We start from the raw sequence: 20,950 nt of genomic DNA on the forward strand, positions 1-20,950 counted from the left end.
AATCGTTCCTTATCCTTCAGCCCAAAAGTGATTTCGCTGCCACACCCGCCACATAGGTTTCGGCGATTGCCCTGTCGTCGCCCATCGTCTGCAGCAGGAAGAGTTCCTCGGGCAGCGTCTTTACCACCTCCATCTTCAGCGCCATGGCCGGGGTCGCCGCCGCGTCGAGGACGACGAGATCGGCTTCGGTGCCGGGTTCCAGCGTGCCGATCCGGTCGGCCAGCGACAGGGCTTCGGCATTGCCAAGTGTCATCAGGTAATAGCTTTCCAGCGGGTTCAGCCGTTCGCCAAGCAATTGCTGGATCTTGTAGGCCTCGTCCATCGTCTTGAGCATCGAATAGCTGGAACCGCCGCCGATATCGGTGGCGACGCCGATGCGGACCGGCTTTTCGCGCCGCGCCAGCGCCTTCAATGGAAACAGGCCGGAGCCTAGGAAGAGGTTCGAGGTGGGGCAGTGGACGGCGACGGCGCCTGCTTCGCTCATGACATCGGCTTCGCGCTCGGACAGGTGAATGGCATGGCCGAAGAGGCTTTTCCGTCCGAGCAGGCCATAGCGGGCGTAGATATCGGTATAGTCGATCGCCTCGGGATAGAGCTCGCAGGTGAATTTGATTTCGTCGTGGTTTTCCGAAAGATGCGTCTGGATATGCAGGTCGGGAAATTCGCGGGCAAGTGCTGATGTCGCTTCCATCTGCGCCGGCGTCGAGGTGATGGCGAAACGCGGAGTGATGGCGACATGGTTGCGGCCCTTGCCGTGCCAGTCCGATATTACCTGGCGGGTCTCGTCATAGCCCATCTCCGGCGTGTCGAGCAGGCCCTGCGGGGCGTTGCGGTCCATCATCACCTTGCCGCCGACCATGCGCATGTTGCGCTTCATCGCCTCGGCGAAGAAGGCGTCGGCCGAGGTTTTGTGCACGGAGCAATAGGCGACCGCCGTTGTCGTGCCGTGGCGGATCAGCTCGTCGTAGAAATGCGTGGCGATCCTTTCAGCATGCGCGGTTTCGACGAAGCGGCATTCCTCGGGGAAGGTATAGGTGTTCAGCCATTCGAGCAGGTTGGCGGCATAGGAGGCGATCACCTGCATCTGCGGAAAATGCAGATGCATGTCGATGAAGCCAGGCATGATCAGATGCGGGCGGTGGTCGATCTCGGCCGCGCCCTCGGCTGCCTTTGCCTTGACGTCGGCATAGGAGCCGACCGCAGCGATCAGCCCGCCTTCGATCAGCAGGCCGCCGTCCTCTTCGTACAGATAGCTTTGGCTGTCGGCGAGGCTTAGCGGCGCGCGATGGAAGGAAAGCAGGCGGCCGCGCAGGAGTGTCGTCATCATCGTTTCTTGCCTTCGACTGCGCTCTCGAACCAGGCGACGAGCAGCCTGCGTTCGTCCGGCGTGACGTCGGTGATGTTGCCGGGCGGCATGGCATGGCTGCGGCCCGCCTGTATATAGATTTCGCGGGCATGGGCGGCGATTTCTGCGTCGTTTTCCAGTACCACACCCTTTGGTGGCCGGACGATGCCCTCATAGACGGGCTCGGACGCGTGGCACATGGAACAGCGCGCCGAAACCAACTGCTTGACGGCGGGGAAATGTGGGTCACCGGTGAATTTCTGGAAGGCCGGTGCTACCGCTGCCGCATCCGTTTCGCCGGTCAGCAGTTTCGGCACTGAGGAAAGCCACATGATCAGGATGAAAAGGACGACCGTGACGATCCAGGTCCAGGTCGGCCGGCCCTTCCTGGCATGCGTGGTGTTGAACCAATGGCGGATGGTGACGCCCATCAGGAAGACCAGGGCCGCGATCACCCAGTTGAACTGCGTTCCGAAGGCCAGCGGATAGTGGTTCGACAACATGAAGAAGATGACCGGCAGGGTCAGGTAGTTGTTGTGCAACGAGCGTTGCTTGGCGATCTGTCCGTATTTGGGATCGGGGGTGCGCCCGGCAATAAGATCGGCGACGACGATCTTCTGGTTCGGGATGATGATCATGAAGACGTTTGCCGACATGATCGTCGCGGTGAAGGCGCCGAGATGAAGGAAGGCGGCGCGACCGGTGAAAAGCTGCGTATAGCCCCAGGCCATGACGACCAGCACGACATAGAGCACCGCCATCAACCCCCAGGTATTCTTGCCGAGCGGCGATTTGCAGAGCAGATCGTAGACAATCCAGCCGAGCGCCAGCGATGCCAGCGAGATCAGGATTGCCACCGACGGGCTGATATCGAGCACATGCCGATCGATCAGGAAAAGGTCGGCGCCGCCGTAATAGACGATGCAGAGCATCAGGAAGCCGGAAATCCAGGTGAAATAGCTCTCATATTTGAACCAGGTCAGGTGCTCCGGCATCTGGGCCGGCGCCACCAGATATTTCTGGATATGATAGAAGCCGCCGCCGTGGACCTGCCATTCCTCGCCATAGGCGCCGGGCGGCAGATGCGGGCGTTTCACCAGCCCGAGATCGAGCGCGATGAAATAGAAGGACGATCCGATCCAGGCGATCGCAGTGACGACATGGAACCAGCGCGCCGCGAAGGCGAGCCATTCCCATGCTATGGCATATTCATACATCGAGTTCCCCTGTCTTCCTCCGACTCGTGACATTGCTGAAATTTTGACGGGGAGGGAAGAGGAGATTCCGTTTTACCGAAGCCGTCGACTGCAGTCGCATCGCAGATCTACGGTCGCGTGCCTAAAAGCTGCCGAGAAGGCTGTGCATTATCTGTCTCTAATACGGAATACGCTAATTCAGCAGGCCTTGAAACTACGACGACTCGATTACAGTTATTTGCAGGCCGCCGGAAAAAATAGGGACCGTTAGATCATCGGCGGCGCATTCATCGACGGAGAAGATGCCCATGCGCAGCATTCTGACGTGTGTGATGATTGCGTATGCGTCGCTGGCGACGGCTCACGACGCACCGACGGGGTGGAGTTATGACCCCTATTGTTGCAACGGCGACAGTCATAATGGCGATTGCCAGATGATCCCTTCGAAAAGCGTGGCGGTGACGCCGGGCGGATATCGAGTGACGCTGCTGCCGGGAGACCACCGGCTGGTCACGCATGCCCACGTCTTCCTGCTGCCGATGACGAAGGCGATGCAATCGGGCGACAACGACTATCATCTCTGTCTGTTTCCGAACGAGGATACGCCGCGCTGTTTCTATGCGCCGGAGATGGGATATTGAAGCCATACATGTGCCTCAGTTTCCCGCTGCCTTCATCTCTTCGAGGATCCAGTTGCGGAAGGCTTTGATTTTCGGCACGTTGCGGCGGTTTTCGGGATAGACGAGCCAGTAGGCCTTGCCGTCGCTGCGGGTCAGTTCGAAGGGCTGATAGAGCCGGCCGAGCGCGATTTCGGCTGCGTAGAAGGCCGGGTGAAGGATGGCGACGCCATGGCCTGACATCGCCGCATCAGCTTCCACCGCCTGGGAGCCGAGCTGGTTGCGTGGGCGGCGATCGAGGTCCGTCTCGGTGATGCCGGCTGCCTCGAACCATTGTTTCCACCAGATGTCGCCGGCGTCGAAGAGATCAAGCTTCAGCAGATCACGCGGCTCCTTGATGCCGCCTGCCGATTCCGCCAGCTTCGGGCTCAGCATCGGCGTGAACTCCAGCCCCATCAGCCGGTGCAACGTCAGCCCCGGCCAGTTGCCGTCGCCCCAGCGGATGCCGACATCGATCTGCTCACGGGCGAAATCGATGATATCCGAGCTCGCCTGAAAGCGCACCGCGATTGCCGGATGTTTCAAGTGGAACGAGCCGAGGCGCGGGGCCAACCATTTCGAGGCGAACGTGTGGGTTGAGCTGATAGCCAGCGTGCCTTCGACGCTGTCGCGCGCCGTCGCCATCGCATCGTGCAACATGGCAAAGGCTTCGGTCACTTTTGGGGCCAGCCGCTCGCCGGTTTCCGTCAACGCGATCTGTCGCGGACGCCGCAGGAAGAGCGGCTCGCCGACATTCTCCTCCAGCAGCTTGATCTGGTAGCTGACGGCTGTCTGCGTCATGCCGAGTTCGTCGCCCGCCTTGGTGAAACTCCCGAGCCGGGCAGCGGCCTCGAAGACGCGCAGTGCATTCAGCGGAAATTGTTTCGACAGTTTCATGGATAAGTTCTCTTGATGCAGGCAGACGGTCGTTCGATTGGAATTGCAGCATTTTTGCCGGCAAACTGCAACTCATACCATCAATCTATCGAGGTGATGCCATGGACTGCCATGCTATCGAAGAGCACCGGCCGCAACAGCGACTCCAGATTTTCCACCGCCTTGCGGGCTGGCTGGCGGGCAGCGCCGACCGGCTCTGCCGTCTGCCGCGGCTGGATCTTTCCGCCACGCCGGACCGCGTCAAACGCGATCTCGGTTTCCTCGACGGACGCGATCCGTATTACGAAGACGAGTGCATGCGATAGACGGAAACTGCCGTCAGGATCTCGGCGGCGGTCATCGCAGCGATCACTTCGGGACGCTTGTCCCTGACCGCCGAACCGCCGATCGGCAGCGTCAGCCGCTCTATCCAGTCGCGCTCCCCGCCGCCTTCGCGGGAAAGCCAGCTTGCGAAAGTCGCCCGCTTGGTCGCCGAGCCGATCATGCCGGTATAGGCAAGGTCGCTCCTATCAAGCGCTTCGCGGGCGATGAGGAAGTCCAGCGCATGATCATGCGTCAGGATGACAACCGCGCCGCCGGCCGGAATATCTTTCACCAATGCTTCGGGCATCGGCACGAGCCGGGTCTTCGTTTCCGCCGGCAGGGTGGCGAGCTCATCCTGCCGTGTTTCGACGATTGTGACCGACAACGGCAGCGGCGCAAGGGCTGCAGCCAGCGCCCGGCCGACATGGCCGGCACCGAAGAGATAGACCTCCGGCAGACGCTCGATCTCGCCGGCGAGTTTTGCCTCCAACTCATTTTTCACCGCCTGCGTCAGGGGCCGAAACCGCAACTGTGTACGCCCGCCGCAGCACTGTCCTATCTCCGGGCCGAGCGGGATGTCCATGGCGGCGGCTCCGCCGGTTCCATCCAGCATCTCCCGCGCATTCGCGATTGCCATGAACTCGAACTGCCCGCCGCCGATCGTGCCCCACAGTGCGGTCGGGGAGACGAGCATGAAGGTCCCCGCCTCGCGCGGGGTGGAGCCTTGCGTGCCGGTGATGTCGACGAGGATGCTGTCGGGGTGGGCAGTGAGGAAGGTGGGGAGGTCGGTCATGGGGAGATGGCCGATAGGTAAGTGGCTGTGTTACCCCCCTCTGTCCTGCCGGACATCTCCCCCACAAGGGGGGAGATTGGATGGGATTGACGGCTTTGCCAAACAACTAAAGCGCTGCTACTCCAACGCGGCAGATGCGGAGCGATGATCCAACCTTTTGCCGATCTCCCCCCTTGTGGGGGAGATGTCCGGCAGGACAGAGGGGGGTAACATTGACTCCGCCAGTCCTGCTCATGCAACAAACCAGCCGGACCCATCCTACACCCGCTTCATCCTCTCCACCGCCATGAGCACCCGTTCCGGCGTGGCCGGGGCGTCGAGCCTGGGGCAGACTTTGTAGTCCGCCACGCTTGCCACCGCCATCGACAGTGCTTCCAGCACCGAGATCGCCAGCATGAAGGGTGGTTCGCCGACGGCCTTGGAGCGGCCGATGGTGGCCTCAGTGTTTTCCGACCATTCGGCGAGGCGCACGTTGAAGATCTTCGGCCGGTCGGAGGCGAGCGGGATCTTGTAGGTCGAGGGAGCATGGGTGCGCAGCCGGCCCTTGTCGTCCCACCAGAGCTCTTCCGTCGTCAGCCAGCCCAAGCCTTGGACGAAAGCGCCCTCGACCTGGCCGAGGTCGATTGCCGGGTTGAGCGAGCGGCCGACATCGTGGAGGATGTCGGTGCGGTCGATCAGATATTCGCCGGTCAGCGTATCGATCGAGACCTCGGTGCAGGCGGCGCCGTAGGCAAAATAATAGAAGGGCGTGCCGCGGCCGGCCTTGCGGTCCCAGTGGATCTTCGGCGTCTTGTAGAAGCCGGCGGCGGACAGCTGGACGCGGGCGAAATAGGCCTGCTTGATGAAATCGGGGAAGGGGATCTCGCTCTCGCCGACGCGCACACGGTTCGGCAGGAAGACGACGTCGGAGGGCGCCACATCCCATTTTTCGGCGGCAAAGGCTATTAGCCGTTCCTTGATCTGGCGGGCGGCGTCATAGGCTGCCATGCCGTTCAGGTCCGAGCCGGAGGAGGCGGCGGTGGCCGAGGTGTTCGGCACTTTGGCTGTCGTCGTCGCGGTGATCTTCACTCTGGAGATATCGACCTGGAAGCTGTCGGCCAGCACCTGCGCCACCTTGGTATAGAGGCCCTGGCCCATTTCGGTGCCGCCGTGGTTCAGATGGATCGAGCCGTCCTGATAGATATGGACGAGGGCGCCGGCCTGGTTGAAGGCGGTCATGGTGAAGGAGATGCCGAATTTGACCGGCGTCAGCGCGATGCCTTTTTTGATGTAACGGCTGTCGCGGTTGAAGGCGATGATGGCGTTGCGGCGTGCCCGGTATTCGGCCGTTTCCTCCAGCTCTTCGACGAGGCGAGCGATAATGTTGTCCTCGACCTCCTGGTGATAGGGGGTGAGCGTGCGCCCGGAGCCCGGCTGGCCGTAGAAATTCAGCTTGCGGATATCGAGCGGATCCTTGCCGAGAGCATAGGCGATCTCCTCGATGAAGCGCTCGGCGCCGAGCATGCCCTGCGGCCCGCCGAAACCGCGGAAGGCGGTGTTGGAGACGGTGTGGGTCTTCAACGGTTTCGACTGGAGATGCACATGCGGGTAGAAATAGCTGGAATCGGCATGAAAGAGAGCACGGTCGGTCACCGGTCCCGAGAGATCCGAGGAGAAGCCGCAGCGCGCCGCGTAAGTTGCGTCAACCGCATGGATGCGGCCTTCGGCATCGAAGCCCACCTCGTAATCGACGAGGAAATCATGGCGCTTGCCGGTGGCGCTCATGTCCTCGTCACGGTCGGGGCGGAATTTGATGGCGCGGCCGAGCTTCTTGGCGGCAATCGCCGCAAGCGCTGCAAACTGATTGCCCTGCGTCTCCTTACCGCCGAAACCGCCGCCCATGCGGCGGACGTTGACGGTAACGGCGTTGGACGGGATATCGAGCACGTGGCCGACGATGTGCTGGATCTCGCTCGGATGCTGCGTCGAGGACCAGACGGTAACCTCGTCGTCCTCGCCGGGGATCGCCACGGCAATATGGCCTTCAAGATAGAAGTGCTCCTGGCCGCCGATGCGCATCTGCCCCTTCAGACGCATGGCGGCATTCGGCATTTCCGTTTCCGGCTCGCCGCGCTGGAGCGTCATCGGGGTGATGACCAGCGGGCTGCCATTGGCGAGCGCGCCGTCGATATCGCTCCAATGCGGCAGGTCGCGATAGTCGATCTTCGCCAGCCGCGCGGCCCGGCGGGCAATATCGCGCGTTTCGGCGATGACGGCAAAGATCGGCTGGCCGTGAAATTCGACCTTGGTTTCGGCAAGCAGCGGTTCGTCATGGCTGCCGTTGGAACTGACGTCGTTGACGCCTGGCACGTCCTTGCCGGTGAAAACCCAGATGACGCCAGGATAGGCGGCGACGGCGGACAGATCGATGCTTATAATTTCCGCATGCGCCCGGTCGGAGAGGCCGAGCGCACCGTGCAGCAGGCCGGCGGGTTCGGGAATATCATCGATATAATCGGCGCTTCCGGTGACATGCTTATGTGCTGAATCATGCCGCAGCGAGCCGTGCATCGGGCCCGATATGATGACTTTGGGGTTTTCGAAGGTGGACTTGTCCATCAAATCAGCCCTCCGCAGTCGGTGCTGTCCCTCATCCGGCTGCCGCCACCTTCTCCCCGTTCTGACGGGGAGAAGGAACATGCTGCGACCTCTCCGTCCCCCGCACGCCTCCCGTGTGGCAGGTCCCCTCTCCCCGCGCGCGAGGAGAGAGTTAGGGTGAGGGGCAAAGTGGTGGTAGCAGAGGACCGGTCAACGAAACAAATCATCACGCCACCTCCTCGAACCGTTTCAGCTCCGCCGGTGCGCCCACCGTTTCCAGGTAGAACCGCGTCAGCAGGTTCTTTGCCGTCAATTGCCGGTATTCCGCCGTGGCGCGCCAGTCGGTCAGCGGCTGGTAGTCGGTGTCGAAGGTGGGGCGGGCGGCCTCGATCGTCGCTTCCGTCCAGGGTTTGCCGATCAGCGCGGCCTCCACCGTGCGAGCGCGTTTCGGTGTTGCCGCCATGCCGCCGAAGGCGATGCGGATGTCGGTGACCATCTCGGCCTCGTCAAGCGTCAGCAGGAAGGCACCGAGCACGGCGGTGATGTCCTCGTCGCGGCGCTTGGTGATCTTATAGGCGGCAAAGCGGCTGGTTGTCTTGGGATAGGGCACGAAGATGCTTTCGACGAACTCGCCGGGCCTGCGATCCTGCTTGCCGTAGGCGATGAAGAAATCCTCAAGCGGCATCCTGCGCTGGCCTTGCAGGGAGCGGAGCGTCAGCGTCGCGCCGAGGGCGATCAGCGGCGGCGGGCTGTCGCCGATCGGCGAACCGTTGGCGATGTTGCCGCCGATCGTGCCCATGTTGCGCACCTGCTCGCCGCCGATGCGGTCGATCAGCCGCCCGAGCGCCGGGATTTTCTTGGAAATCGCCGCGAAGGCCCTGCTGTAGCTGACGCCGGCGCCGATGCTGACGCCGTCCTCGCTTTCCCCAATCGACTGCAATTCGCTCAGATGATTGATGAAGACGACCGGGTTCAACCGTCGCATCTGCTTCGTCACCCAGAGGCCGACATCCGTCGCGCCGGCGACGACGATCGCGTCGGGCTCCTGCGAAAGGACCTCGGCGAGCGCTTGAACAGAAGCGGGCACAATCAGCCGGTCTTCGCCGCTGACAATCCTGATGGTGCCGCTTGCCTGCATTGCCCAGAGCCGCGCGACGATTTCCGAACGTGTTCGCTCCAGCGGGTCGAAGAGCGCGCTTGGCCGCATCAGGCTCACCTGCTCGGCAGCCTTGACGATCGGCTCATAGCCGGTGCAGCGACAGAGATTGCCTTGCAAGGCCTTTTCAATCTCGCGGCGGCCGGGATTTTCCTTCGTCAACCACAGACCATAGAGCGACATGACGAAGCCCGGGGTGCAGAAGCCGCATTGCGAGCCGTGGCAATCGACCAGCGCTTGCTGCACCGGATGCAGTGCGCCGTCCCGGCCAGCGAGATGCTCGACCGTCACCACATGGGTGGCGTGCAGCGACCCTAAGAAACGGATGCAGGCATTGACCGATTCATAGGCCAGCTTGCCGTCGGCGAGCCGTCCGACGAGCACGGTGCAGGCGCCGCAATCGCCTTCCGCGCATCCTTCCTTGGTGCCCGTCAGCCGTTGCCTCAACCGCAGAAAATCGAGAAGTGTCTCGGTCGGCCCGACGTCGGTGAGCGCGATGTCCTTGCCATTCAGGATGAAGCGGATGCTGTCGTTCATGATATTCCCGGTTGTTTTTTCCAAATGGTTAAGCCGCCGTCCAGCCACCGTCAATCGAGATGTGCGTTCCGGTCACCTGGCGGGCGGCGTCGCTGGCGAGGTAAAGCGAAAGTGCACCGATTTCCTCGGCCTTGACGAATTCACGGGTCGGCTGCGCCTTGAGGATGACCTCGCTCTTTACCTGTTCCTCGGTCATGCCACGGGCCTTGGCGGTATCCGGTATCTGCTTCTCGACGAGCGGCGTCAGCACGTAACCGGGGCAGATGGCGTTGACCGTTACGCCGAATTCGGCAAGCTCCAGTGCTGCGGTCTTCGTCAGGCCTAATATACCATGTTTTGCCGCGACATAGGCGGATTTGAAGGGGGAAGCGACGAGCCCGTGGGCCGAAGCGATGTTGATGATGCGGCCATGCTTCCTCGCCTTCATCAGCGGGATTGCGGCGCGCATCGTATGAAAGGAACTCGACAGGTTGATGGCGATGATCTGGTCCCATTTTTCGATCGGGAAATCCTCGATCTTCTCGACATGCTGGATACCGGCATTGTTGACCAGGACATTGACGGTGCCGAAGGACTTTGCCGCCGTTTCGATCAGGTCGGCGATCTCCGCGGGCTTCGTCATGTCGGCCGGGTGATAGATCGCCCGGCCCTTAGACACTGATTCAAGCCGCTCGACGATCGCCTTGATTTCATCAGCCTTTCCAAAACCGTTGATGACGACGTTGTCGCCGGTTTCGGCGAATGCAGTGGCGATCGCAAGGCCGATGCCGCTGGTGGAACCGGTGACGACGACTGTTCTGCTCATGCTGTTCTCCCGTAAAAGGCGCGATGCTGCGTTGCAACGTTTGTGGAGAGGTTATGCCCAAAGCCGGCGGGCTGGCAATTCCGCTTTATTCGCTTTTCTCGCCCGCGTCCGTGTCTTATTGATTTGCCTCAACAATCGACATGCCAGAGCATTTCCGTTTTTCTTCGAATCACGGAAATGCTCTATCTCTTTTTTCACGCAATTCCGGACGCAAACCGCTGCACACTTTTGCTGGAATTGCCTTATTGGGAGGATTTTCATGGGTGGATTTGTTCTGGCGATCGATCAGGGAACAACATCGACGCGGGCGATCGTCTTCGACGGCGACATGCATGTCGCCGGCAAGGGCCAGAAGGAATTTACCCAGATCTATCCGCGTTCCGGCTGGGTCGAGCACGATCCCGAGGAAATCTGGGATTCGGTCGTTTCCACCGTCAATATGGCACTGCGCGATGCGGGGATTACCGCCAAGGATATTTCGGCGCTCGGCATTACTAACCAGCGCGAGACTGTCGTCGTCTGGGAGCGCGAGACGGGCCGGCCGATCCAGAATGCCATCGTCTGGCAGGACCGACGCACGGCAAGCTATTGCGACAATCTGAAACGACAGGATCTTGAGCGGCTGTTCACGAAGAAGACCGGCCTGATCCTCGATCCTTATTTCTCCGGCACCAAGCTTTCCTGGATGCTCGCAAACGTCAAGGGCGCCAGGGCGCGCGCCGCCAGGGGCGATCTGTGCTTCGGCACGATCGACACCTTCCTGATCTGGCGGCTGACAGGCGGCAAAAGCTTCGTGACCGATGCCACCAACGCCTCGCGTACGCTGATGTACAACATCGCCGAAAACGCCTGGGACGAGGATCTGCTCGATATTCTGAGGGTGCCGGTCGCCATGCTGCCTGAAGTGAAGGATTGCGCCGCCGATTTCGGCACGGTCGATCCCGCGATCTTCGGTGCTGCAATCCCGATCCTCGGTGTCGCCGGCGACCAGCAGGCGGCCACCATCGGCCAGGCGTGTTTTCAGCCGGGCATGCTGAAATCCACCTATGGCACCGGCTGTTTCGCGCTGCTCAATACGGGCGCCGATATGGTGCGTTCGAGAAACCGGCTGCTGACTACAATCGCCTATCGTCTGAACGGCGAGACGACCTATGCATTGGAAGGTTCGATCTTCATCGCCGGCGCGGCGGTGCAATGGCTGCGCGACGGGCTTCGCATTATCGGCAACGCCGCGGAGACCAACGCCCTTGCCGAACGAGCCGATCCGACGCAGGAGGTCTATCTCGTCCCGGCCTTCACCGGGCTTGGCGCACCGCATTGGGATGCCAAGGCGCGCGGCGCGATCTTTGGGCTGACGCGCAACAGTGGCCCGGCGGAACTCTCGCGGGCGGCGCTCGAAGCTGTCTGTTACCAGACCCGCGATCTGCTCGATGCCATGCAGAAGGACTGGAAGAATGGCGGCGACGACACCGTGCTGCGCGTCGACGGCGGCATGGTCGCCTCCGACTGGACGATGCAGCGCCTTGCCGACCTGCTCGACGCGCCGGTCGACCGCCCGGTGATCCTGGAGACGACGGCGCTGGGTGCTGCCTGGCTTGCCGGCAGCCGGGCAGGGGTTTGGCCGGACAGGGAGGGTTTCTCGGCGACGTGGAAACGGGATCGGCGGTTCGAGCCCGACATGGATGAGAAAGTGCGGGCGGCCAAGCTCAAGGGATGGAAGAATGCGGTCAGGCGGACGCTGAGCGACGGGTGAGGGGAAGAAAATTCTCGTTAGACCCCGACCGCGTTGAAGGGGCTCAGCTTAGCCAGTTCTCGACATCACGGGGGCCATATTCCACGGCGACGACAAAGATGCCGTAAGGCATGGGTTCGTAGATCGCGACATAGCGGCCTTCAATCAGAATCCGCGCTGTCGGACTGAGCGCGGGGCGGGGAGAGCCCATGTGAGGATGCTCGGCGGCAAGTTCCGCTTTTTCCAGAATCCGCGTGAGAAGGGCGTCGGCGGCCCGTTCATTCTCCGGCGCGATAGAGCGCCAGATGTCACGTAAATCTTCCTCGGCGCGGGGACTAAGAAGATACTTAGCCACGCGAACGGGCTTCCGCCTTCAGCTCCGCCAAAAGGGTTTTTGCGTCGACTTCACGGCCTGTGCCGCTCGCCATGCCTTCGTCATAGGCTTTCTTGAGGCGGCCCATTTCCATCAGCCGGACTTCCTCCCGCTGTTCCCACAGGCGCAGCGCATCACGGATGACCTCACTGTTGGAAGCGTAGGCGCCGGATTCCACGGCATCGTGCAGGCGCGCGATTTGCTGCGGGGACAGGGATATGGTCAGGGTTTTCATCGCTGATGCTTTCATGGCCTTGTTTTAGCGCGACTAACAAGAACTAACAATCTTTATCAAAGTCAGTGCATCTCGTCGCCTTTCAGCTGCCGCTCAGCCGAGCCCCCACCAGGGCGCCAATGCGGCAGTTCATCAATAACTTTTTGATGCGGTCTGTCGGCTAAGCGGTTACTCCTTCGTCATTCGGAAAGAGGAGTGACCCGATGCATTATGCAATCCTTTGTTACGCCCATGAGGAAACCGTCTTCGCCTGGAGCAAGGAAGAGGAGGCTGCCGTCATGGAAAAGCTCTATGCCGTGCAGGAGCCGCTTGCCGCAGCCGGCAAGCTCGGTCCCGTCGGCCGGCTGATGCCGACGACGGCGGCGACGACGGTGCGCAAGGGCAAGGACGAGGCTTTGGTCATCGACGGTCCGTTTGCAGAAACGAAAGAGGCGCTTCTCGGCTTTTATGTGGTCGACTTCGAAACGCTCGATGAGGCGATAGCCTTCTCGAAACAGCTTTCGTCGGTCAATCCAGGTTCCACCTCTTACGAAATTCGGCCTTTCTACGTCTTCAGGCCGGGGGATGCTTCATCATGACCGATATTGCCTGGATCGACCTTGCACTTGCTTCGGCCCGCCCGAAGGCGCTCGGCGCACTGCTGCGCTATTTCCGCAATCTCGATACCGCGGAAGAGGCGTTTCAGGAAGCATGCCTGAGGGCGATCCGGACATGGCCGGAGAAAGGGCCGCCGCGCGATCCCACTGCCTGGCTCATCTTCGTCGGCCGCAACAGCGGGATCGATGCGGTGCGCAAGCGGACGAAGCTCCAGGCGCTGCCCGATGAGGACGTCATCTCCGATACGGAGGATGCCGAAAGCGATATCGCCGAGCGGCTGGACGATTCCCACTATCGCGACGATATCCTGCGGCTGCTGTTCATCTGCTGCCATCCGGATCTGCCGGCGACCCAGCAGATCGCGCTGGCGCTGCGCATCGTCTCCGGCCTTTCGGTGCCGCAGATCGCACGAGCCTTCCTGGTGTCGGAAAGCGCCATGGAACAGCGCATCACCCGGGCCAAGGCACGGGTAGCGAAGGCCGGCGTGCCTTTCGAAACGCCGAGCCCCGGGGAAAGGGCCGAGCGGCTCTCGATCGTCAGCACGATGATCTATCTCATCTTCAACGAGGGCTACAGCCAGGCCGACCCGAAGCATGAGGCTGCCGCCTTCAGCGACGAGGCGATCCGGCTGGCACGCCTGATGCTGCACATCTTTCCCTCCGAACCGGAGTTGATGGGACTGCTTGCGCTGATGCTTCTGCAAATCTCGCGCCGGCCGGCGCGCTTCAGCGCCGAAGATGAAATCGTGTTGCTCGAAGATCAGGATCGCGGGCTCTGGAACCAACTCCTCATCAACGAGGCCTTGGCCCTGCTCGACAAGGCGCTGCGCCATCGCCAACCCGGTCCCTATCAGTTGCAGGCAGCTATCGCCGCTGTTCATTCCCGGGCAAAACTTGCCGGGGATACCGACTGGGTGGAGATCGATCTGCTCTACCGCGCGCTGGAGCGTCTCCAGCCGTCCCCGGTCGTGACGCTCAATCGCGCTGTCGTGGTTTCCAAACTGCAGGGGCCGCAGGACGCGCTCGATCTCATTGATCCGCTCGGCGAAAAACTCGGCGGCTATTTCTACTATCATGGCCTACGGGGCGGGTTGCTGAAGCAGCTTGGCTTGACCTGCCAGGCGCGCGAAGCCTTCGACCGCGCCATTGCGCTTGCCCATTCGGCGGCTGAGGCAGCCCACATCCGCCGGCAGATCGACAAGATGCAGGAAGAGGCGACGCAGCCGGTCGCAAAATAAATCAGGAAAAATCGGCACGCTGTCGGAACGGCAAACTTCGACACGTCCTTGCAACAACCTGGAAGCAGGTTTCATTCAATTGGAGAGACGCCGAATGACCGCCAGCACGCAACATGAACTCGTCCTCGTTCGCGAATTCGACGCGCCGCGCGAGAAGATCTACAAGGCATGGACCGATCCCGATCTCATGAAACAATGGTTCGTGCCGCGCCCTTGGAGCGTAGCGGAAGCGACGCTCGATGTCCGCCCCGGCGGCTCCAGCGTCATCGTCATGCAGGATCCCGAGGGCAATCAGTATCCGAACCGCGGCGTCTATCTCGAGATCGTCGAGAACGAGAAGATCGTCTTCACCGATGCCTATACCAGCGCCTGGGTGCCTGCCGAGAAACCTTTCTTCACCGGCGTCATACTGCTCGAAGATCTCGGCAATGGCCGCACGAAATACACGGCCAAGGCCCTGCACTGGCGCGCCGAGGACAAGGAAACGCACGAGAAGATGGGCTTCCATGAAGGATGGGGCAAGGCTGCAGATCAGTTGGCCGAATTGCTGGCGAAGATGTGACGGCGGGACGGGACGGCGTGGCGAACGCTGCGCCGTCCCACGCTTCAAGTACGGCGTGAGGCGGCTTGGAGGATGATTCCGCCGGCCCCTTGAAGTGGTTGAATTCAGATTCGAATTGGTAGTTCGGTCGGCGCCTCTAGACGGAGGACCAAAGACATCCCGTTGTTATCGAAATTCTCGAACATTCTGTTCCAGAGTTTGTATTTGCGCTCGGTCTCGGCGATCCTTATCTCCGGGCAGAATTCAACAGGATGCCGACAATGGAACTGGGCCTTTATACATTCGCCGACGTCAATCCCAATCCGTCCCGTAGCAAGGGCGCGGAAGGGGCCGAGCGGCTGAAGCATCTGATCGAGGAGATCGAGCTGGCCGATCAGGTGGGGCTCGACGTCTTCGGGCTCGGCGAACATCATCGGCCGGATTATGCTGCATCGGCGCCCGCCGTCACCCTTGCGGCGGCGGCGGTCAAGACCAGGAATATCCGGCTGACCAGCGCCGTCACCGTGCTTTCCTCCGATGATCCGGTGCGTGTCTTCCAGCAGTTTTCGACGCTCGATCTCATCTCCAATGGCCGGGCCGAGATCATGGCGGGGCGGGGCTCCTTCATCGAGTCCTTCCCGCTGTTCGGCTACAATCTCGAGGATTACGACCAGCTTTTCGAAGAGAAGCTCGATCTGCTGCTGGCCCTGCGCGACGGCGGGACGGTCGACTGGGAAGGTGCGCTGCGTGCGCCGATCCGCGGGCGCGGCGTCTATCCCAGGCCACTGCAGGATCAACTGCCGTTATGGGTTGCCGTTGGCGGCACGCCGCAGTCGGTGGCGCGCGCCGGCGCGCTCGGCCTGCCGGTGGCGCTGGCGATCATCGGCGGCGAGCCGCGCCGGTTCGCGCCGCTTTTCGATCTCTATCGCGAGGCCGCGCGCCGGGCAGGGCAAGACCAGGCGAAGCTGAAGACCAGCATCAATGTTCACGGCTTCATCGCCGATACGACGGCGGCTGCCGCCGAGCAGTTTTACGGGCCGCAGGCCGAAGTGATGAACCGCATCGGCCGCGAGCGTGGCTGGGGGCCGACGAGCCGGGCGCAGTTCGACATGTCGCGCGGGCCGAACGGGGCGCTCTTCGTCGGCGATCCCGAGGTGGTCGCCGAAAAGATCATCGCCCATCACGCGCTTTTCCGGAACGATCGCTTCCTGCTGCAGATGGCGATTGGCCTGATGCCGCATGCCGAGATCATGCGCGGCATCGAGCTCTACGGGACGAAAGTCGCGCCGATCGTCAGAAAGGCGTTGACTGAAAGCGGTGAAGGGGCGAAAGCCACCGCTTAACCAAGGCGGCCGTGGCCGCCCTGCGCAAGGCCGGAACAGAATGGTTATCGCAAACGACGACGAACTGGCGAAACTCAAGGAGATCGGCCGGATCTGCGCCAACGCTATCCAGGTGATGGCGGCGGCGATGGAGCCGGGCATGACGACGCTGGAGCTCGACGGCATCGGTCGCAAGGTGCTCGAGGAGGCGGGCGCGCGCTCAGCGCCGGAGTTCTGCTACCAGTTTCCGGGTGCCACCTGCATCAGCGTCAACGAGGAAATCGCCCACGGTATTCCCGGGCCGCGTGTCATCCGCGCGGGCGATCTGATCAATATCGACGTCTCGGCCGAGAAGGACGGTTTCTTCGCCGATACCGGCGCTTCCTTCGCGATGCCGCCGGTCAAACCGAAAATCGAGCGGCTTTGCCGCGACGGCAAGCGGGCGCTCTGGGTCGGGCTCAACCAGGTGAAATCCGGCGAGCCGCTTGCCAAGATCGGCACCGCCGTCGGCGCATTCGCGCAGAAGAACCGTTATACGCTGGTCGCCAATCTGGCGAGCCATGGCGTCGGCCGCTCGCTGCACGAGGAGCCGGCCGAACTCTCGACCTGGCCGGACCCTTCGGAAAAACGCGTCATGACGGATGGCCTCGTCTTTACCGTCGAGCCCTTCCTATCGCTCGGCGCGACCTGGGCCGAAGGCGGCGACGATGCATGGACGCTTTATGCCGATCCGAAGGCGCCGACCGTGCAATATGAACATACGGTGGTCGCCACGCGCAACGGGCCGGTGATCCTGACATTGCCGGATGGGCGGGCGTAGGGGCGGCTTGCTGAGCTTTCTTCCTCTGTGCGGCATTCTCCAAGACCCCTCATGCTGAGGTGCGCAGCCCGCAGGGCGGAGCCTCGAAGCACGCCGCAACGTTGCTTCTTGCATCATCCAGCATCAACGCACCCGCCCCGTCCTTCGAGGCCCTCGCGGGGCACCTCAGGATGAGGCTCTCTTGGAGGCTGCGCCCATCCTCCTGCGCCTACTTTCGCAGAATTGATCAATCGATCAGAAATACTCGTTTGCGGTGCAGCGACTGCGGCGCGATAAGCGCTGCATGCTCGAGCGCATCCGCCACTCCCCGCCGAACCTCGTTTCCACAGCCGCTGCCGGCGCCGTCGCCATGGCGGCGGCCATGGGCTTCGGGCGCTTCTCCTACACGCCGATCCTGCCCGGCATGATGAGCGGCGTGCCGCTTTCGGCGGCGGATGCAGGTTTTATCGCCTCGGCGAATTTCGTCGGTTATCTCGTCGGCGCCGTGCTTGCCGCCTATGGCTGGGCGGCGGGGCGGGAGCGGCTGGTGGCGCTCTCGGCACTGCTGGCGACCGCAATCCTACTCGCCGCCATGGCCGTCACCGATTCCGTCGCGCTCTTTGCCGTCATCCGGTTCCTCGCCGGCCTCGCCAGCGCCTTCGCGATGGTCTTCACCTCGTCGATCGTGCTCAGCCACGGGGCTGCCGCCGGCAACGACCATGTGCAGGCGGCGCATTTCGGCGGGCCGGGAGCGGGCATCGCGCTGTCCTCGGTCATGGTGTTTCTCATCGGCCTCGGTTTTCATGACGGCCCGGGCGGCTGGCGGGCCGACTGGATCGGCGGAGCGCTCTATTGCGCGGCAAGCCTCGTCGTCGTCTTCCTGCTCTTGCCTGCAGCTCCGGCGCAATCGGCGCGCACCGGCAAAGAGCCGGCCCTCGTCTGGAGCCGGCCGATGGTGCTGATCACACTGTCCTACGGCCTGTTCGGCTTCGGCTACGTCATCACCGCGACCTTTCTCGTCACCATCGCGCGTCTTTCCGCAACAGGCCCGCTGGTCGAATTCCTCTGCTGGTTCATTGCCGGGGTGACGGCGGCGGTAGCGCTGTTTGCCTGGAAGCCGCTGGTCAGGCCGCTCGGGCTCGGCGGCGTCTATGTCGCAGCACTTCTGGTCGAAGCCGCCGGCGTGCTCGCAACGGTGATGCTGCCGCACTCTGCCGCACCGCTGATCGGCGGCGCGCTGTTTGGGGCGACGTTCCTGGCGATCACGGCTTACGGGCTGCAGATCGGCCGCAAGCTTTCGCCTGACAGCCCGCGGCGAATCCTGGCGATGATGACCGCCGCCTTCGGTGCCGGCCAGATCGTCGGGCCGATCGTTGCCGGCTGGATCGCCGAACGCAGCGGAAATTTCACCGCCCCGACGGTGATCGCCGCAGCCGCACTCGTCGCCTGCGCGGGACTGGTGATGCCAGTGATCAAGAAAATCGCGTAAGCGGTTACATCTACGTAACAATCGGCTGAACCCATTGCTGCTTCCTTCGAACTGCCTTAGTTTCCGGCAAAATGAGTGTTCCATGACACTCCCGAGACTCACAGTTCAGGAAAGCAAAGCTCCCCGTGTTTCATTCCTTCTTTCCCCGACCGAAGCTGTTTTTCACCTCTGCGGCCGTCTGGACGCTTGCGTGCGTTTTCCTTTGGTACTTCGTAGGCATTGGGTTTTTAACTAATCTTGGTATTCCTCCGCTGGCGGAGGAGGCGCAGCCGGTGGGAGCCGCGTTCTTCGTTGCGCCTGCCAATTTGTCGTTCTATGCGTTCTTTATACTTTGCTGCGCTTTGTTTTGCAGTGCGTGGCACATCCTCGCTGAGGATCACCCGTGGAAAATTTGGTCGGTCTGGGGGTCGGCGCTGATTATTTTCATTACATATTTCGGCGTTCAGATGGATGTGGCAATCAATGTCTGGCGCGGACCTTTCTTCGATCTTCTTCAAAATGCGCTTGCCGGAAAACCGGGTATTACCAATGAGAACTTCTATGATTTGATCGGGAAGTTCCTAGAGATCGGTACCGTGGGCGTGTTGGTGTCCGTGCTGTCTGCATTTCTCATCAATCACTATGTGTTGAGATGGCGTGTGGCGATGAATAATTTCTACATGTCAAAGTGGGAGAAACTTCGTCATATCGAAGGCGCCTCGCAACGCGTCCAAGAAGACACGATGCGCTTTGCGAACATCCTTGAAGGTCTCGGCGTGAGTCTCATTGGCTCAGTCATGACGCTTATCGTCTTCCTGCCGATCCTGTCAGCACTATCCAACCACGTAACCGATCTTCCAATTCTTGGAGCAGTCCCGAATTCTCTCGTCTGGCTCGCACTTGGTTGGTCGGTTTTAGGCACAGCCCTCCTGGCTGTTGTCGGGGTAAAACTGCCGGGTTTGAATTTTCGCAACCAGCGTGTTGAGGCTGCTTATCGCAAGGAACTCGTCTACGGCGAAGACCACGAAGATAGGGCTCAGCCGCTGACAGTAGCGGGGTTGTTCGCGAACGTTAGGCGGAATTATTTCCGCATGTATTTTCACTATCTTTATTTCAATTTCGCGCGTTTTTCGTACGGACAACTTGATGCAATATTTCTTTATTTTGTTTTGGTGCCGACTTTTGTCGCGCATAAAATCACGCTTGGGATTTGGCAGCAGATTGCGACTGCCTTTGGTCAGGTCAGCAATTCCTTCCAGTATCTCGTGAGCTCTTGGACGACGATCATCGAATTGCTCTCCATTCACAAACGCCTCAAGGCCTTCGAAGCGGCAATCGATGGAGAACCGCTGCCTGATATCGACCGGCACTACCTGGAGCGTGAAGCGGGCGTCGTGCACGCGGACGGCTGATGCGCAGGACTTGTCTGGATGGGGAAGGGCCGGGCATTCAATGACGGCATGCCGTGTGGCCCCCTCATCCGCCCTACGGGCACCTTCTCCCCGCTGGGGAGAAGAGGGAGTTGAGACGACGCTGCTTGTCCCTTCTCCCCAGCGGGGAGAGCGACTGTCTTCTTTGTCAAGCGTTTTGCCATGGTCGTCCGTCCCTGATGATGGCGTTGAGGATGGTGAGCAGCTTGCGCATGGTGGCGACGGTTGCGACGATCTTGGGCTTGCCGGCAGCGACCAGGCGGTCGCGGAAGGCCTTGAGGTCGGGATTGTACCGGCTGGCGACAAGGGCGGCCATGAACAGCACGGCCCGCACCTTGCCGCGCCCGCCGCCGATGAAGCTCTTGCCCTTCCATTTTCCCGATTGCCGCGTCCAGGGGGCAAGCCCTGCCAGTGAAGCGATCTGGCGGCGGTCGAGGCTGCCGAGTTCGGGCAGCTCGGCCAGCAGCGTCCGCGCCGTTGTCGGCCCGACACCCGGCACCGAGGTCAGCAGCGTCTGGCGCACCTGCCAGACCGGCGATTTGCGGATATGGCTGTCGAGATCGGCATCGAGATTCTCAAGCTCGCGGCGCAAGGCCGTCAGCAAGCGCTTGATGCTCTTCTGCGCCTGTTTGGCCAGCGCCATCCGCAACCGGTTCTCCTCGGCAACGGTCATCTGGACGATCTGTCGCCGCCGGGCAATGAGCTCGGACAGGGTCTGCGTCTCGGCATCACGCAACGGCCGGATCGCCGGCTTCATCGCCACGAGGAAGGCAGCGATGACGGCCGCATCGATCGGATCGGTCTTGGCCCTGCGGCCGAGCGCGTTGGCAAAGGCGCGCACCTGCGCCGGATTGACGACAACCACCGCAAAGCCAGCTGCCGACAGACTACCTACCGCCAGCATCTCGTAGCCGCCGGGCGCCTCCAGGCCGACGATCGTCGGCCTGGAGG

At 61.6% G+C, this 20,950-nt stretch carries 20 protein-coding genes; 10 read left to right on the forward strand and 10 right to left on the reverse strand.

Translation table 11 applies throughout. From position 1 onward, the window contains the following. Window positions 1-16 precede the first annotated feature (16 nt). The gene (guaD, locus tag GR197_RS27290; protein WP_164015281.1) at window positions 17-1,327 is read right to left on the reverse strand and encodes a guanine deaminase; all 1,311 of its coding nucleotides are present in this window, start codon (window positions 1,325-1,327) and stop codon (window positions 17-19) included. Continuing rightward, window positions 1,324-2,562 carry a urate hydroxylase PuuD gene (locus GR197_RS27295; protein WP_164015282.1) on the reverse strand — a complete coding sequence of 413 codons (1,239 nt, stop codon included), beginning with the start codon at window positions 2,560-2,562 and terminating at the stop codon, window positions 1,324-1,326. Before GR197_RS27295 ends, guaD begins: the two co-directional genes overlap by 4 nt. 287 nt (window positions 2,563-2,849) lie before the next feature. On the opposite strand from GR197_RS27295, the gene GR197_RS27300 reads away from it, so the two are divergent. After that, a complete protein-coding gene (locus GR197_RS27300; protein ID WP_085738009.1) occupies window positions 2,850-3,182 on the forward strand; it encodes a hypothetical protein in 333 nt (110 codons plus the stop codon). 15 nt (window positions 3,183-3,197) lie between these two features. Here the strand turns inward: GR197_RS27300 and gcvA are convergent, their stop codons facing one another. Beyond that, entirely contained in the window at window positions 3,198-4,094 is an 897-nt protein-coding gene (gcvA, locus tag GR197_RS27305) for a transcriptional regulator GcvA (protein WP_164015284.1), read from the reverse strand. 101 nt (window positions 4,095-4,195) lie between these two features. Here gcvA and GR197_RS27310 point away from each other — a divergent pair, with 101 nt between their 5' ends. Then, entirely contained in the window at window positions 4,196-4,399 is a 204-nt protein-coding gene (locus GR197_RS27310; RefSeq protein WP_164015286.1) for a hypothetical protein, read from the forward strand. On the opposite strand, the gene xdhC is transcribed toward GR197_RS27310, so the two are convergent. The 4 genes from xdhC to GR197_RS27330 form a co-directional block, all read right to left on the reverse strand. Beyond that, a complete protein-coding gene (gene xdhC / locus GR197_RS27315; protein WP_164015288.1) occupies window positions 4,375-5,190 on the reverse strand; it encodes a xanthine dehydrogenase accessory protein XdhC in 816 nt (271 codons plus the stop codon). The genes GR197_RS27310 and xdhC overlap by 25 nt on opposite strands. A 258-nt stretch (window positions 5,191-5,448) precedes the next feature. Next, window positions 5,449-7,788, reverse strand: a complete 2,340-nt coding sequence (gene xdhB / locus GR197_RS27320; RefSeq protein ID WP_164015290.1) for a xanthine dehydrogenase molybdopterin binding subunit — start codon at window positions 7,786-7,788, stop codon at window positions 5,449-5,451. Between the two features lie 205 nt (window positions 7,789-7,993). Continuing rightward, on the reverse strand, window positions 7,994-9,460 hold the full coding sequence (gene xdhA, locus GR197_RS27325) for a xanthine dehydrogenase small subunit (RefSeq protein WP_164015291.1): 1,467 nt from the start codon (window positions 9,458-9,460) through the stop codon (window positions 7,994-7,996). A 28-nt stretch (window positions 9,461-9,488) separates the two neighbouring features. Further along, on the reverse strand, window positions 9,489-10,265 hold the full coding sequence (locus GR197_RS27330; RefSeq protein ID WP_164015293.1) for a 3-hydroxybutyrate dehydrogenase: 777 nt from the start codon (window positions 10,263-10,265) through the stop codon (window positions 9,489-9,491). A gap of 259 nt (window positions 10,266-10,524) precedes the next feature. On the opposite strand from GR197_RS27330, the gene glpK reads away from it, so the two are divergent. Next, window positions 10,525-12,018, forward strand: coding sequence for a glycerol kinase GlpK (glpK, locus tag GR197_RS27335; RefSeq protein ID WP_164015295.1), 1,494 nt, complete (start codon window positions 10,525-10,527; stop codon window positions 12,016-12,018). A gap of 43 nt (window positions 12,019-12,061) precedes the next feature. On the opposite strand, the gene GR197_RS27340 is transcribed toward glpK, so the two are convergent. Both GR197_RS27340 and GR197_RS27345 read right to left on the reverse strand, forming a co-directional pair. Next, a complete protein-coding gene (locus GR197_RS27340) occupies window positions 12,062-12,352 on the reverse strand; it encodes a type II toxin-antitoxin system RelE/ParE family toxin (RefSeq protein WP_164015297.1) in 291 nt (96 codons plus the stop codon). After that, window positions 12,345-12,605, reverse strand: a complete 261-nt coding sequence (locus tag GR197_RS27345; RefSeq protein WP_204330419.1) for a type II toxin-antitoxin system ParD family antitoxin — start codon at window positions 12,603-12,605, stop codon at window positions 12,345-12,347. Before GR197_RS27345 ends, GR197_RS27340 begins: the two co-directional genes overlap by 8 nt. 203 nt (window positions 12,606-12,808) lie before the next feature. Here GR197_RS27345 and GR197_RS27350 point away from each other — a divergent pair, with 203 nt between their 5' ends. From GR197_RS27350 to sbmA, 7 genes are all read left to right on the forward strand, one after another. After that, window positions 12,809-13,183, forward strand: coding sequence for a YciI family protein (locus tag GR197_RS27350; protein WP_164015300.1), 375 nt, complete (start codon window positions 12,809-12,811; stop codon window positions 13,181-13,183). Continuing rightward, window positions 13,180-14,439 (forward strand): RNA polymerase sigma factor, encoded by a 1,260-nt coding sequence (locus GR197_RS27355; RefSeq protein ID WP_164015302.1) that lies wholly within the window; start codon window positions 13,180-13,182, stop codon window positions 14,437-14,439. The genes GR197_RS27350 and GR197_RS27355 overlap by 4 nt, the downstream gene beginning before the upstream one ends. A 94-nt stretch (window positions 14,440-14,533) precedes the next feature. Beyond that, on the forward strand, window positions 14,534-15,001 hold the full coding sequence (locus GR197_RS27360) for an SRPBCC family protein (RefSeq protein ID WP_164015304.1): 468 nt from the start codon (window positions 14,534-14,536) through the stop codon (window positions 14,999-15,001). A 260-nt stretch (window positions 15,002-15,261) separates the two neighbouring features. Then, window positions 15,262-16,323: an LLM class flavin-dependent oxidoreductase gene (locus tag GR197_RS27365; RefSeq protein WP_164015306.1), complete on the forward strand. Its 1,062-nt coding sequence runs from the start codon at window positions 15,262-15,264 to the stop codon at window positions 16,321-16,323. Window positions 16,324-16,363: 40 nt separating this feature from the next. Then, window positions 16,364-17,122, forward strand: coding sequence for a type I methionyl aminopeptidase (gene map, locus GR197_RS27370; RefSeq protein WP_064840145.1), 759 nt, complete (start codon window positions 16,364-16,366; stop codon window positions 17,120-17,122). A 283-nt stretch (window positions 17,123-17,405) separates the two neighbouring features. Continuing rightward, window positions 17,406-18,590 (forward strand): YbfB/YjiJ family MFS transporter, encoded by a 1,185-nt coding sequence (locus tag GR197_RS27375; protein ID WP_164015308.1) that lies wholly within the window; start codon window positions 17,406-17,408, stop codon window positions 18,588-18,590. Between the two features lie 125 nt (window positions 18,591-18,715). Next, entirely contained in the window at window positions 18,716-19,981 is a 1,266-nt protein-coding gene (gene sbmA, locus GR197_RS27380; RefSeq protein WP_164015310.1) for a peptide antibiotic transporter SbmA, read from the forward strand. A 166-nt stretch (window positions 19,982-20,147) separates the two neighbouring features. Here sbmA and GR197_RS27385 read toward each other — a convergent pair. Beyond that, window positions 20,148-20,950: IS110 family transposase (locus tag GR197_RS27385; RefSeq protein WP_164015312.1), on the reverse strand; the 803-nt coding region annotated here is incomplete at its 5' end.

This window comes from Rhizobium phaseoli (assembly GCF_010668805.1).
Lineage (GTDB): Bacteria > Pseudomonadota > Alphaproteobacteria > Rhizobiales > Rhizobiaceae > Rhizobium > Rhizobium phaseoli_A.